The organism is Streptomyces durocortorensis, assembly GCF_031760065.1.
Lineage (GTDB): Bacteria > Actinomycetota > Actinomycetes > Streptomycetales > Streptomycetaceae > Streptomyces.
In genome coordinates this window covers 4,139,756-4,153,135 of record NZ_CP134500.1, presented here as the reverse complement: position 1 = coordinate 4,153,135, position 13,380 = coordinate 4,139,756, and the positions used below count along the sequence as shown (strand labels likewise).

Annotated in this window: 15 protein-coding genes; 5 read left to right on the top strand and 10 right to left on the bottom strand. The window is 70.8% G+C overall.

The features are described 5' to 3' along the window. Nucleotides 1-34: 34 nt before the first annotated feature. Nucleotides 35-1,609, top strand: a complete 1,575-nt coding sequence (locus RI138_RS18435; protein WP_311120817.1) for a PTS transporter subunit EIIC — start codon at nt 35-37, stop codon at nt 1,607-1,609. Between the two features lie 29 nt (nt 1,610-1,638). Here RI138_RS18435 and RI138_RS32400 read toward each other — a convergent pair whose 3' ends face one another. The 7 genes from RI138_RS32400 to RI138_RS18395 form a co-directional block, all read right to left on the bottom strand. After that, nucleotides 1,639-4,122, bottom strand: a complete 2,484-nt coding sequence (locus RI138_RS32400) for a bifunctional serine/threonine protein kinase/MFS transporter (protein ID WP_398863240.1) — start codon at nt 4,120-4,122, stop codon at nt 1,639-1,641. Between the two features lie 10 nt (nt 4,123-4,132). Continuing rightward, nucleotides 4,133-4,840: a DUF6585 family protein gene (locus RI138_RS18420; RefSeq protein WP_311120816.1), complete on the bottom strand. Its 708-nt coding sequence runs from the start codon at nt 4,838-4,840 to the stop codon at nt 4,133-4,135. 254 nt (nt 4,841-5,094) lie between these two features. Beyond that, on the bottom strand, nt 5,095-5,289 hold the full coding sequence (locus RI138_RS18415; RefSeq protein WP_311120815.1) for a hypothetical protein: 195 nt from the start codon (nt 5,287-5,289) through the stop codon (nt 5,095-5,097). A gap of 160 nt (nt 5,290-5,449) precedes the next feature. Next, nucleotides 5,450-6,622, bottom strand: a complete 1,173-nt coding sequence (locus tag RI138_RS18410) for a M20/M25/M40 family metallo-hydrolase (RefSeq protein WP_096632443.1) — start codon at nt 6,620-6,622, stop codon at nt 5,450-5,452. A 57-nt stretch (nt 6,623-6,679) separates the two neighbouring features. Then, a complete protein-coding gene (locus tag RI138_RS18405; RefSeq protein WP_311120814.1) occupies nt 6,680-7,639 on the bottom strand; it encodes a DMT family transporter in 960 nt (319 codons plus the stop codon). A gap of 56 nt (nt 7,640-7,695) precedes the next feature. Then, the gene (locus RI138_RS18400) at nt 7,696-7,845 is read right to left on the bottom strand and encodes a hypothetical protein (RefSeq protein WP_311120813.1); all 150 of its coding nucleotides are present in this window, start codon (nt 7,843-7,845) and stop codon (nt 7,696-7,698) included. Between the two features lie 222 nt (nt 7,846-8,067). Continuing rightward, complete coding sequence (locus RI138_RS18395) at nt 8,068-8,478, bottom strand: hypothetical protein (RefSeq protein ID WP_311120812.1); 411 nt, start codon at nt 8,476-8,478, stop codon at nt 8,068-8,070. Here RI138_RS18395 and RI138_RS18390 point away from each other — a divergent pair. Next, complete coding sequence (locus RI138_RS18390; protein ID WP_311120811.1) at nt 8,477-9,469, top strand: helix-turn-helix transcriptional regulator; 993 nt, start codon at nt 8,477-8,479, stop codon at nt 9,467-9,469. The genes RI138_RS18395 and RI138_RS18390 overlap by 2 nt on opposite strands. Before the next feature lie 50 nt (nt 9,470-9,519). Here RI138_RS18390 and RI138_RS18385 read toward each other — a convergent pair whose 3' ends face one another. The 3 genes from RI138_RS18385 to RI138_RS18375 form a co-directional block, all read right to left on the bottom strand. Continuing rightward, nucleotides 9,520-10,137 carry a Uma2 family endonuclease gene (locus RI138_RS18385; RefSeq protein WP_311120810.1) on the bottom strand — a complete coding sequence of 206 codons (618 nt, stop codon included), beginning with the start codon at nt 10,135-10,137 and terminating at the stop codon, nt 9,520-9,522. 314 nt (nt 10,138-10,451) lie between these two features. After that, on the bottom strand, nt 10,452-10,688 hold the full coding sequence (locus RI138_RS18380) for a hypothetical protein (RefSeq protein WP_096632451.1): 237 nt from the start codon (nt 10,686-10,688) through the stop codon (nt 10,452-10,454). Further along, nucleotides 10,678-10,920 carry a hypothetical protein gene (locus tag RI138_RS18375; protein ID WP_311120809.1) on the bottom strand — a complete coding sequence of 81 codons (243 nt, stop codon included), beginning with the start codon at nt 10,918-10,920 and terminating at the stop codon, nt 10,678-10,680. Before RI138_RS18375 ends, RI138_RS18380 begins: the two co-directional genes overlap by 11 nt. Before the next feature lie 113 nt (nt 10,921-11,033). Here RI138_RS18375 and RI138_RS18370 point away from each other — a divergent pair, with 113 nt between their 5' ends. The 3 genes from RI138_RS18370 (at nt 11,034) to RI138_RS18360 (ending at nt 13,350) form a co-directional block, all read left to right on the top strand. Beyond that, nucleotides 11,034-11,876 carry a helix-turn-helix domain-containing protein gene (locus RI138_RS18370; protein WP_311120808.1) on the top strand — a complete coding sequence of 281 codons (843 nt, stop codon included), beginning with the start codon at nt 11,034-11,036 and terminating at the stop codon, nt 11,874-11,876. Further along, nucleotides 11,857-12,180 carry a DUF397 domain-containing protein gene (locus RI138_RS18365; protein WP_311120807.1) on the top strand — a complete coding sequence of 108 codons (324 nt, stop codon included), beginning with the start codon at nt 11,857-11,859 and terminating at the stop codon, nt 12,178-12,180. The genes RI138_RS18370 and RI138_RS18365 overlap by 20 nt, the downstream gene beginning before the upstream one ends. 126 nt (nt 12,181-12,306) lie before the next feature. Beyond that, the gene (locus RI138_RS18360; protein WP_096632457.1) at nt 12,307-13,350 is read left to right on the top strand and encodes a LacI family DNA-binding transcriptional regulator; all 1,044 of its coding nucleotides are present in this window, start codon (nt 12,307-12,309) and stop codon (nt 13,348-13,350) included. Nucleotides 13,351-13,380: the final 30 nt, after the last annotated feature.

The window sequence follows — 13,380 nt, the reverse complement described above, 5'->3', positions numbered from 1 at the left end:
ACCACACCCCCCGCACAGCAAGGCTCCGAGCACCATGGCCACAGAAGACAAGAACCGCGCCACCGCCGCCGCGATCCTTCCGCTCGTCGGTGGCGCCGCGAACGTCAGCTCCATCGCCCACTGCATGACCCGGCTCCGACTCGGTCTGCACGACCGGTCCTTCGTCGACGACGAGGCGCTGAGGGCCCTGCCCGCCGTGATGGGCGTCGTCGAGGACGACTCGTACCAGATCGTGCTGGGTCCGGGCACGGTCGCCCGGGTCACGCCGGAGTTCGAGCGGCTGGTGGAGGAGGCCCGCGCGGCAGCACCGGAACCGGCCCCGGCCCCCGCTGCCGTGTCGGCCGAGGAGCTGGCGGCGCAGGGCGCGGCGATCAAGGCACGGCGGAAGGCGAGGAACGCGACCCCGTTCAAGCTGTTCCTGCGCCGCATCGCCAACATCTTCGTGCCGCTGATCCCGGCCCTCATCGGCTGCGGGATCATCGCGGGCCTGGGCGGCCTGCTGATCAACCTGGAGTGGCTGCCCTCCGTCACGCCCGCGCTGGCGGCGATGGCGTCCGGCTTCATGGCGCTGATCGCGGTGTTCGTGGGCTACAACACGGCCAAGGAGTTCGGCGGTACGCCGGTCCTGGGCGGTGCGGTCGCGGCGATCATCGTCTTCCCGGGCGTCGGAGACGTCGACGCGTTCGGCCAGAGCCTCTCCCCCGGCCAGGGCGGTGTGCTCGGCGCGCTGGGCGCGGCGGTGCTCGCGGTGTACGTGGAGAAGTGGTGCCGCAGGTGGGTGCCGGAGGCACTGGACGTCCTGGTCACCCCGACCCTGACGGTGCTGATCTCCGGCCTGGTGACCATCTTCGGCCTGATGTTCGTGGCGGGCGAGGTGTCCTCCGCGATCGGTACGTTCGCGGACTGGCTGCTGGCCAACGGCGGCGCGGGCGCGGGCTTCGTGCTCGGCGGCCTGTTCCTGCCCCTGGTCATGCTGGGCCTGCACCAGGCGCTGATCCCGATCCACACCACGCTGATCGAACAGCAGAACTACACGGTCCTGCTGCCGATCCTGGCCATGGCGGGCGCGGGCCAGGTGGGCGCGGCGATGGCGGTCTACTGCCGCCTCCCCCGTAACGAGTCGATCCGCCGCACCATCAAGTCCGCGCTTCCGGCGGGCCTGCTGGGCGTCGGCGAGCCCCTGATCTACGGCGTCTCGCTGCCGCTGGGCCGCCCGTTCATCACGGCGTGCGTGGGCGGCGCGTTCGGCGGCGGCTTCGTCGGCCTGTTCAACCAGCTCGGCGACACGGTCGGCTCGACGGCCATCGGCCCGTCCGGCTGGGCCCTGTTCCCGCTCCTGGACGGCAACCACGGGCTGGGCTCGACGATCGCGATCTACGCGGGCGGCCTGCTCGTCGGGTATGTCGCCGGGTTCGTCGCCACGTATTTCTTCGGCTTCGGCAAGGACCTGCTGACCGAGTTCAACGTCTCCCAGGAGCCGGTCTCGTCCACGGTCGCCGCCACGGGCGGCACGCACCCGGCACCGGAGGCGGGAGCGACGGGCGGGCCCGGGGGCACCGGCGGCCCGGACCCCGGCACCGACCCGGCCAAGGCCCCGGCGGGGGTCTGACCTCCCGCCGGGCCTCGTAGGAAGGTTCCCTAACCCGGCAGGGTCGGGGCGGACCAGGGCTCGGCGGGGGCGACGGTCCTCGCCGGGCCCTTGATCAGCAGCCCGCCGAGCAGGGCGGCGACGGCCAGGACCCCGGCCGCCCCGTAGACGAGTACGGGGTCGACGCTGGACAGCTGGAACAGCGTCCCGCCGAGCAGCGCGAAGGCGAGTTCACCGCCCAAGTGCTGGTTCGCCATGACGAGACCGCCCCGGCCGCCGGAGTCGTGCGCGGCGATGCCGTCGGTGATGGTCGAGTAGAGCACCGTGCCGACCATGCCCAGGCCGACACTGACACAGATCATGCTGGGGACGGTGCTGGAAACGGAGTCCTGGGCCAGCTCGATGAGCATCACCCCGACCGCCGCGAGCAGCAGCCCCGGCACCAGCAGGGCGCGGGGCCCGATGCGCGGCAGCAGCCGGGCGGCGACGGCCAGGGAACCGATGAGAAACGCACCCGCCATCACCAGGAAGGCGGGAAGGGACGCCAACGGGCCGAGGGAGATCAGAAACGCTCCCAGGAGTGACGCCACGGGCGCCAGGGCAAGCCCGATCAGGAACAGGACGAGCGAGGCACCGAGGCGGTCGCGGGTCCCGGTCGCGTACGCCGGCAGGATCGGGCTGGTCCCCGCCCTCGACTGCTGCCAGGCGAAGGCGGCCAGCAGGACGACGCCGAGGACGAGGGCGGGAACCATCAGCGGCTCACCCCAGCCACCCCATCCGCCCAGCACCTGAGCCAGGCCGAAGACGACGGCCGCGATCCCGAGGGTGCTCAGCAGCGCACCGGGACCGTCGAAGCGGGCCGGAGCGCGGCGGACCCAGTCGCGGACCAGGGTGGCGGTGCCGATGAGTGCGACGAGGGAGAGCCCGGCGACGGCGTACAGGGCAAGGCGCCAGGTCGTCGACTCGGTGAGCGGCACGGCGATGAACAGGGCCAGTGCGACACCGCCGAGGCCGGTCACGGAGTAGACCCCGAAGGCCTTCCTGCGTTCCCCCGGCTCGGTGAACTGGGCGGCGACCAGGCCGAACGCCGCCGGGGTGATCAGGGCGGCGAAGACACCCCGCAGGACGAGGCTCACCACGAGTGCCTCGGGCCCGGCGGCCGTGGCGCCGACCACGGCGGCCAACGCGAACCCGGTCAGGCCGATGAGCAGCGTCGTCCTGCGGCCGACGAGATCCGCGATGTGCCCACCGACGAACAGCAGCGAACAGAAGGCCAGGACATAGCCGGCCTGGATCTGGTGCAGGTCATAGGTGGCGAAGGCCAGGTCCTTGACGGCCCAGTACAGCAGCGCGGGCGTGCTCGCCGCGTCGACCAGCACGACCAGTTGCGCGAAGGTGGCCAGCGCCAGGCCTCGCCAGCGCCAGGGGTTCAGCGCCACGCCGTCGCCCTCCGGGGCGGCCGTCGGCGCGTACGGGTTCGGGGCGGCGTACGGGTTCGGGGCGTGCGGGGGCGGTGGCGTGGCGGGTGGCAGAGGGTACGAGGTCGGCTCGGGCCGGGCATCCGGGTGAGCGGCCCCCGCGCGCGGGGCGGACCGCGAACCGGGCACGCGGGGGTCGGGCCGGGCACCTCGCACCTCCGGGGCGAAGTCCAGCAGTTCCGCCGCCTTGCGCCCGAGCTGGGCCAGCACCGAGCCGGGCAGCCACTCCCCGGGCCCGTCCGTCGCCGTACGCTCGATCACCTGAGCCGTGGTGGGCCGCTGGGCCGGGTCCTTGTGCAGGCAGGCGCGTACGAGATCCAGCAGGGAGTCCGGTACGCCGGTCAGGTCGGGCTCTTCCTCGGCGATCCGGAACAGGTGCGCGTTGAGCCCGGTGTCCGTGGCCCCGAAGAGGAGGCGCCCGGTGGCGGCGTAGACGAGGACCGCGCCGAGGCAGAACAGGTCGCTGGCGGGGGTGAGTTCATGGCCCCGCACCTGTTCCGGCGACATGAATCCGGGGGAACCGATCAGCATTCCGGTGCGGGTCAGAAGGCTGTCGCCGCCGACGCTGTCCAGCGCCCGCGCGATGCCGAAGTCGATGACGCGAGGTCCGTCGACCGTCACCAGAACGTTCGACGGCTTGAGGTCGCGGTGGACGAGGCCCGCTTCGTGCACGGCCTGGAGGGCGAGGGCGAGGCGGTTGGCCAGGGTGTGGACGGAGCGCTCGGGGAGCGGACCGAAGTCCTTGCCGACCACGGTGGTCAGGTCCGGGCCCGGGATGTACTGCGTCGCCACCCAGGGCGTCGCAGCGTCGGTGTCGGCGTCGAGCACGGCTGCCGTCCAGTCGCCGCCCACCCGTCGGGCGGCGGCGACCTCGCGGGCGAAACGCCTGCGGAATTCGGGATGCTGGGCGTGCTCGGCCTGCACGACCTTCACCGCGACCGTGCGGCCGAGGTCGGAGCGGCCGAGGTAGACCAGGCCCATTCCGCCCTCGCCGAGCCGGGCGATCAGACGGTAGGGGCCGATGTGGGTGGGGTCCTGCCCCGTCAGCTGTTCCACGGTGGCGGGGTCAGTCCTTCAGGTTGGGGCTGAGATGGCGGCACAGCTTCACGAAGAGGTCGAGGTTGGGAATCCGGAACACTTCCGCGCCCTCGGGTACCGTCGACCTCCTCTGGTGGCCGTTGAACATGAAGGCGCCGGCGCCGAAGCCGATTTCGATGATCTCCGGCCAGGCCGCCGAGTACTTCTTGTCCGAGACACCGTCCCGGTTGACCGTGTAGGGGCCGAAGTTGACCGATTCACCCTGCTGGACGCGTGCGATCGCCCCGCCCAACTGGGCCTGGGTGACACGCCCCTGGATGTGGTCGCCCCAGAGGTGCGGGTAGAGGAACCCGGCGCCGCACTCCCACGAGGTGACACCGAGAACCGTCTTGTCGGACTTGAAGAGCGGAGGCCTGCCGAACCCTATGGTCAGGGCCCTCCCCGCCGGGTCGATCAGAGTGGAACAGGCCTCCGAAGCAGCGCCGTTGACGGTGGTGCGGTACTGGAGGACGCGCACGGTGCCCCAGTCGTACGCGGCCGTGAAGCCGGTCGGCGCCGTCACGGCCATGCCGCCCGTGAAGAAGTAGAGCCTCCAGTCCCGCCACTTCTTCCACCCGAAGCCCTGCTTCGTCGCGAAGGTGTCGACCCAGTCGCCCAGGCCGTGCTGGGCGGCGAGTGCGGTGGCAGGCGCGGACGGTCGCTCGGTACGGATGTGCTCGATCTGGTCCTTGGCCATGCGACGGTCCCCCCGACGGACTGCGGAGGTTCTAAGGTAGAACAACTATCCAAGGCGCCGGTAGGAATTGCCGAGATGAACGCGGCCGGTTCCGGAGTCCGTCCGACCGGGGGACTGTGCCCCCGGCCTCGGCCCGCCCCCGCCTCCGGCCCGATCCACCCCACCCGCCCCCACCGGCTTGCGTCGTCCTCATGCGTATAGGGCCGCTCGGCACCGGAAATGTGGCCCGCGCCCTCGGCCGGGCTACCAGTCGTTCAGTAGGGCTTGAAGCCGGTGGCCAGCCATTCCTCCCGGACCGTAGCCGGCGTGGTGTTGATCTTTTCGAGGGCTTCCCGGCAGACCTTGCTGAGCACTTCGTCGGACACGCCGTTGGCCTTCAGCGCGTCGATCAGCGCGTCCCAGGTGACCGGATCGAGCTCACACATTCCCTCGCTGCTGAGTGCGTCCATGAATCCTCCGGTGGTGTCGTGATCACTCGTGCTGTTCAGTGAGGTCGATCATCGCAAACCTGTGGATCGTCGCTCCCCCGCTTCGGTGGATGCGGCTCCGCCCGGCCCCACGAGACGGCGGAGCCGGGCGGGCCGGGGGAGCTGGGGCCGGGGGCGGCTCTCACGCCGCCAGTGCCACAGGGGAACTCACCTGCTCCAGCAGCATCGGCGCCACCTTCAGGACCGCGTCGAGCAGGGCCTGCGCCCCCAGGACCAGCTGCTCATCGGGCGTGTGCTCCTTGTTGGAGTGGGAGAACCCGCCGGTCGAGGGCACGAACATCATCGCGGTGGGAAGGCGCGTGGAGATCACTGACGCGTCGTGCCCCGCGTAGGAGAGCAGCTGATCCGTGCGGCCCTTCTCCAGACAGGTCTCATGGACGGCGTTCAGGACACGCTTGTCGAAGTGCGCGGCGGGCTTGGCGGAGACACGGACCAGCTCGGCAGCGCAGTTCTCCTCCGCCGCGATACGGGAAAGGGTCTCGTCCAGGTCGGTTTCGATGCGGTCCAGGGCCGTTTCCGAGGAGGCCCGGACCTCCAGTTCGGCACTGGCGGTGCCCGGCACGACGTTGGCCGCTCCGGGGCCGAAGCTGATGACACCGGCGTTGCCGATCCCCTTCGGATCGACGGCCAGGATGATGTCCTTCAGTTCGGCGACCATGCGGGCGGCCACCCGCCCCGCGTCCTGGCGGTCCACCCACATCGTGGTGCCCGCGTGGTTCTCCTGCCCGGACACGGACACCTGGTAGCGGCGTACGCCCACGATGCCGGTGACGGGTGCCAGGTTCAGCCCGGCCTTCTCCATACGGCGGCCCTGTTCGATGTGGATCTCCAGATAGCCCACGAGGTCCGCGGCGTGAGCGGAGCCCGCGAGGGCGGTGGAGCCCACCAGCCCGCCGGCGGACTCCGGGCGTACGCCTTCCTCGTCGAACCAGGCCACGCTCTCCACGTGATCGGCCAGCGGGTGCCCCTCCTCGTGCAGGGTGCGCAGCACCTCCATGGCGGCGATGACTCCGTAGGCGCCGTCCAGGTGGCCACCGGCGGGCACCGTGTCGGCGTGCGATCCGAGGAGCAGCCAGGGCCCGGAGGTGTTCCTGCGGCGGGAGAAGACGTTGCCCGTCTCGTCGTAGTAGGTGTGCAGGCCCTCCACGCGCATGGTCTTGTCCAGCCAGTCCCGCCCGGCCCAGTCGGCCTTCGTACCGGCGATGCGCCACAGGGCGCCGTCCTGCCCGGCCCCGATCTGGGACAGGTGGGTGAGGTCGGAGAGCAGACGGTCGGCGTTGACGTGAAGCGACATGAGTTCTTCCTTACGTATCGGGTCGGGCGGTTTCAGCACGTATCGGGTCGGGCGGTTTCAGCGCTTGGCGCCGACGGCGACGCCGGTGATGATCGCGCCCATGCAGAGAATCTGGATGAGCGTGATGTGCTCGCCGATCGCGAGGTAGGCGACACAGGCGACGAACACGGGCTGGAGGTAGTAGACGATCCCGGCGCGGGTGGCGCCGATGAGGGCGACGGCCTTGTTCCAGGTGTAGAAGGCGATCGCGGACGAGGCGATGCCGATGTAGAGCAGCGGTCCGACGGTGGCGCCGCTGGGTGTGAAGGCCCCTTGGAGGGCGACGGACACGGCGTACACGGGGGCGAGCATCACGGTGCCCGCGGCGAAGGTGGCCAGCAGGAAGCTGGGGCCGGAGATGGTGGACGGCTTGCGCTTGAGGAGCGCCGAGTAGGCGGCGAACGTCGCCATCGCGGCGAGCATCCACAGGTCTCCGGCCCGGAAGTCCATCGAGAGCAGGGCGGTGACGCTCCCCTTGGAGATCAGGGTGACCACGCCGACGAACGCGATGACCATGCCGGTGGCGCGGACGGCGGTCATCCGCTCCCCGTCCAGGAAGGCGAACGCCGCGATCACCGCGGGGGAGGCGGCCGCGATCAGAGCCAGGTTCGTGGCGGACGTCGACTGCCCGGCGATGTAGATCAGGGTGTTGAACAGGGTCACCCCCAGCAGGGCCGCGACCACGATCAGACCGGCGTGCCGGCGCACCGCGGGCCAGTCGCGCAGGAGCCCTCGCGTGGCGAAGGGGGCGACGGCGACGAGGGCGATCACCCACCGCCAGAAGGAGGTCTGGACGGGGGGTATGACATCGCCCAGATGGCGGGCGACGACGAAGTTCCCGGACCAGATGGCGGTCGCGCCGAGCGCCAGGAGGGGGCCGAGCCACAGCCCGAGGCGCGAGACGGGGGAGGTGGCGGGTGCGGGCGGCGCGGTGGTCACGGACGGCGTGGCGGCCGTGGAAGAGGTGGTCGGGGTCAACGTAGGTCCTCAGCTGCATCGTCATGCGGTAGTGGTGGTCGGGGTGGGAGCGGCCTCTATCCCCATCCGGCGGAGTCCTGCGCGCCCTGGCTGCGAATCTCCGCTCCGGGCTCGGCGAGCTCGTCCAGTGCGATTCCGGCGGCCAGGGACGCGACGAGGGCGAGAGCGACGGCAGTGGCGCTGAGCAGTCGACGGGCGGCAGACATGGTGCTCCTTCAGACGGGACGGGCGAATTGAACGGAAGGCTCGGGCGGGAACTCCGGGAACTCCGGGAACTCGGGAACTCGGGAAGCGTCGGAAACCTCGGAAACTCTGGGAACCTCGGAAGCTCCGGGGCGTCCCGCTCGGCGTGGAATCAACACTGCTCGCCCGGCAGCCCGAAAGGAAGAAGATCAATGTGGCAGGGGGTGGCCTGGCAGCCTCCTGCCTCATGGCTGCCCCGGCATCGGCACCACGTGCCAGCCGGTCAGCGCCGGTGAGTCCACCAGCGCCCGGCGGGTGATCCCGCGCGCCAGCGCCACGGCCTTCTCCCGCGTCGACCCTTTGACGAAGAACGTCAGATGGCCGATGCCTCCGACCTCGGGGGAATCGGCGTGCAGATGCTCGACGCCGCGTTCGAAAGAGGCGACGAACCACAGGATGTCCAGCACATCGGCAGGCAGGGCAGCACTTTGCGGACCCCTGAGGGCCACGGTCACCATAAGCATGCGCTGATCTTGAAATGCGAGACGGACATTGCCCAGGGTTTCGCCCAGGCAGGAGGTTTGCGGGCAGCAAGCTGCCCGGCCGCGGCTATCGTCGCCATCGGCGCGATAAGGAACGAACTGGGGGAACTCCATGTCGCAGCTGCACGCGCTCGGAATCGACCACACCGCCGAAGCGGTTTACCGGCTCATGCTGGAAGAGCCGGAGTACGGCGTCGCCGAGCTCTCCGCGGCCCTGGCCCTGCCCGACAGCGGCATACGCGCCGCGCTCGACCAGCTCGCCGAACTGAGCCTGCTGCACACTTCGCCGCACGCGGAAGGCACGCTCCGCCCGGTCCCCCCGTCGGTCGGCATCCAGCTGCTTCTGTCCATGCGCGAGGGAGAACTGCGGCGCTCCCAGCAGGAGTTCGCGGACGCCCAGGTCGCCGCCCTGACCCTGCTGCGCCAGCACGCCGAAGCCGAGGCGAGCCGCACCCACGTCGAAGTCCTCACCGGCGTCGAGGAGATCCGCATCCGCCTGGAACAACTGGCCCGCGAGGCCACGGCACCCCTGATGTCCTTCATGCCCGGCGGCGCGCAGACCCAAGCCACCCTCGACGCCTCCCGCCCCCTGGACGCCGCCCTGCTGGAGCGCGGCATCCCCATGCGCACCCTCTACCAAGCCTCCGTGCGCAACGACCCCACGACCCTGGGCTACGCCCGGTGGCTCACCTCCCAGGGAGCACACGTACGGACCGCCGCGGTACTGCCCCTGCGCATGGTCCTGTTCACCGGGCGCGCCGCCCTGCTGCCCATCGACCCCGAGGACACCACCCGCGGCGCCCTCCAGCTCCAGGGGCCGGGCATCCTCACCGCCCTCGCCGCGCTCTTCGAAGCCATCTGGGACCAGGCGGACGACTTCGGCACCGCCACCGACCGCGAACACGACGACAACGGGCTGACCGGCCAGGAAAGGCAGTTGCTGCGCCTGCTCGCCCAGGGCCACACCGACACCGTCGTCGCACGGCGACTCGGCCTGGGGGTGCGCACCACCCGCCGCATGATGGCCGAACTCATGACCCGCCTGGGCGCCCACTCCCGCTTCGAGGCGGGCGCCGAAGCGGTACGGCGCGGCTGGCTCGGCTGAGGCGGGCCGCCCCACCCGGGGCGACGCCCCGGGTGGGGCGGCCGATGAGCCTACGGTGCGGCGGGCCCCGGGAACTCGCCCGTCCGGAGCGAGACGTCGAACGGCGGCGGCACGACCAGCGGCTTACCGAACGGCACCGCGTCCGTGTGCTTGTACGTACCGTCCTCGCTCGGCTCCGTGAACAGCGTGGCCATCGGGCCCCGGGTGTCGAACCGGTCGATCAGCAGGTACATCGGAACACCCGCACGGGCATACGCGCGGTACTTCTTGGTGCGGTCCTCCCGCGCGTTGCCCTTCGACGTGATCTCGACGACGAGCAACGCCTCCGAGGCGTCCATCGGATCACTGGTCTCGGGATCGGCGGCGGCGATCAGCTCCCCTGGCATCACCACCAGGTCGGGGACGTACAGCTTGCCGAGCGGGGCTACATGGATGCCGAGGGTCTGGTAGATCTCCAGGTCCTCGGGCAACGTCGCGTAGAGCCTGCGCCGCACTTTGGCGGCAATGCCATTGTGGTGCGCGTGCGGCGGTGGTACCAAGACGATCTGCCCCTCGTCGATCTCGGCGCGCCACCCTTCGGGCACGTCCAGTTCACGCCATGTCTGCAGCAGGTAGTCCCACGCGTGCCCATCCGATGCCTGGCCGTCCTCGACGAACGCTGCGGTCATCGCGGGTCCCTTCTTCCGTGGCCTTGCCGAGAAGGCTAGATCGGGGCTTTCGCGGCTGTACGCCGCTTCTCACCAGCGTCCCACGTACGGGTGGCCCGGGCACGCAGCCCTCAACAGACGCGGCCGTTCCGCAGGTCGAGGACTCCCCGGAGCGCCATCGACAGGCCGAGAGCCCGGCGCGCCACGAGCAACTTTCCGCGCACCACATGGCGTTCCGCAGCCTGCGCCCCCGCACACGCCTCCGAGCGGCGGTGGGCCCGACCGCGACCGGCCCACCGGCCCACCGGCCCACCGGCCCACCGGCCCACCGCGCCTCAGCGTGGCAGCTGCCCCTCCCGGTTGATCTCGGTCACCCGGGCCCGCAGCACCACCCCCGGTGGCGCGGGCCGCACCACCTCCGGCGGACAGTCCCACTCGGGCCCGCCGCCCGGCGGCCTCAGCTGTACGTACGGCCCGACCCGGCCCATCACCCTGCCGACCCGCCCGTCCCGCTCGTCCACCGCGAACGACCCCGGCTCGGGCGTACACGACTCAAGTCCCTCACCCGTCATGACCGCTCTCCTTCTCCGCCAGCACCTCGCACAGCCGCAACGCGGTGTCGATGTTGCAGCGGCCCAGGTCCACCAACGGCGTCGGCTCGTTGCCCGCGCACGAGACGGGATCGATCCGCAGCGACGGCAGCTTCAGTCCGAACTCCGCGAGCCCTTCCTTCAGCTGCGCCACCGCGTCCTCCGCCGTCCGCACTCTGTCCGCCGCCGCCCTGCGCCGCTCCGTCGCTTCCATGGTGCACACCTTCCACTCTGAGTAATGGGAATGCATACCCAGCGTGTCCAACGCGCCGCTAGCCTGGAAGAGGCGCGGTTCCAACAACCGCACGAGTGCCATCGGGAGTTGCCTTGCCTGGTCCGAAAGAACTCGACCCTTCTTCGTCACCGAGGGCTCTGCTGGGGGCGGAGTTACGCCACCGGAGAGAGGCGGCCGGTCTCTCCCAGACCGAGCTGGGGGCCCCGCTCTTCGTCAGCGGCTCGTTCATCGGTCAGCTGGAGTCCGGCGTCCGCCGCATGCAGATGGACCAGGCCGTGAAGCTGGACGAGATCCTCGACACGGGCGGCTTCTTCACCCGCAACTGCGCGGCCCTGAAGAAGTCGAAGTACCCGGACCACTTCGCGGAGGCGGCGGAGGCGGAGGCCCGGGCGGAGGTCATCAAGCAGTACTCCCCTCAGCTGATCCCGGGGCTGCTTCAGACCGAGGCGTACGCGCGGGCGGTGTTCCACGCCTACCAGCCGACCGCCGTCGACAGCGTCATCCACGACTTGGTCGTCGGTCGGCTGGAGCGGACGCAGCTGCTGGCCCATCCAACGAAGCCCTTGTTGTGGGCCGTCCTCGACGAGGCAACGCTGCGGCGCACGGTGGGCGGCCCCGCCGTGATGGCGGAAGCTCTTCGGCACCTCGCGACACTGATCAGGCAGCGGCGGGTCATCGTGCAGGTGCTGCCGTTCTCGGCCGGGGCGCATGCTGCCCTGACCGGCCCGCTCAAGCTCATGGCCTTCGCCGACGAACCGCCCCTGGCCTACGTCGACGGCCTGGGCGTCGGGCAGTTGAAGGACGATCCGGCCACTGTTCGCCAGTACGAACTGACCTACGATCTCCTCGTGGCCAGCGCACTCTCACCGGCCGCATCTCTGGACTGGATCGAGTCGGCGGCAAAGGAATACGACGATGAAGCTCAGCAGCTCTGACTACGACCTGTCGACGGCGACCTGGCAGAAGTCGTCGTACAGCGGCGGCGACGGCGGCAACTGTGTAGAGGTCGCCACCTGGCACAAGTCGTCCTACAGCGGAGGCAGCGGGGGCAACTGCCTCGAAGTCGGCACCTGGCGCAAGTCCACCCACAGCGGCGGCGACGGCGGTGACTGCCTCGAAGTCCTCGACGGCGTCCCCGACCTCGTCCCCGTCCGCGACTCCAAGGTCACCGACGGCCCCGCCCTCCTCTTCCGTACCGCCGCCTGGAGCTCCTTCATCGCGGACCTCAAGCAGGGCTGAAGCGGGCCCAAGCGGACGCGGGGCCTCCCCTGGGAGCGCTCTCAGCCCTGTGGGTGCCCGGCGCTAGGCTGTAGGCGAGACGGCGACCGCGTGTCGCCGCTGCCCCGTCGACGAGGAGCGACCGCCTTGCCCGAGCAGTCTCCCGGGTCCCGGCCCACCCTGGAAGCCGTCGCGGCGCGTGCGGGGGTTTCCCGGGCCACCGCCTCGCGGGTCGTCAACGGGGGCGACGGCGTCCGCAAGCCCCTGGTGGACAAGGTGCTCCGGGCGGTCGAGGAGCTCGGGTACATCCCGAACCACGCCGCGCGGACCCTCGTCACGCGTCGGACCGGGGCCGTGGCGGTCGTCATCGCGGAGCCGGAGACGCGGTTCTTCTCGGACCCCTTCTTCTCGCAGCAGATCAGGGGCATCAGCAAGGAGCTCACCGCCCACGACACCCAGCTCGTCCTGCTGCTGGTGGAGGGGCCCGGGGACTTCGACCGGATCGCCCGGTATCTGTCCGGCGGGCACGTGGACGGGGCGCTCGCGTTCTCGCTGCACACCGACGACCCGGTGCCCGCGATCACCCGGCGGGCCGGCATCCCGGCGGTGTACGGCGGGCGACCCGGCTGGACCGCCGACCCGGGTGACCAGGCCGTCCCGTATGTCGACGCGGACAACCGGGGCGGGGCGCGGCTGGCCGTGCGGTATCTGAAGGACCTCGGGCGGGAGCGCATCGCGCACATCGGCGGGCCCGCCGACCAGACCTCGGCGATGGACCGGCTGGACGGTTATCGGGACGTGCTGCTGGACGTGGACCCGACGCTCGTCGCCGAGGGGGCGTTCACCGTGGAGAGCGGGGCGCGGGCGATGGCCGAGCTGCTGGAGAGGCGGCCCGACCTGGACGCGGTGTTCGTCGCCAACGACCTGATGGCCTCCGGCGCGTTGCGGGTGCTGCGCGAGCGCGGGATCTCGGTGCCGGAGCAGGTGGCGCTGGTGGGGTTCGACGACATGGAATCGGTTGCCGAGCAGACCGATCCACCGCTGACCACCGTCAGCCAGGAGATCGAGGCGCAGGGGCGGCTGATGGCCCGGCTGCTGCTGCGCGCGCTGGACCGGGACCGTACGGGCAGCGGCGATGTCCCCGAGTCGGTGATCACACCGACCACGCTCGTGCGACGGGCCTCCGCCTGAGGAGCCGGAGACCCGCCGCACCTGCTTCCG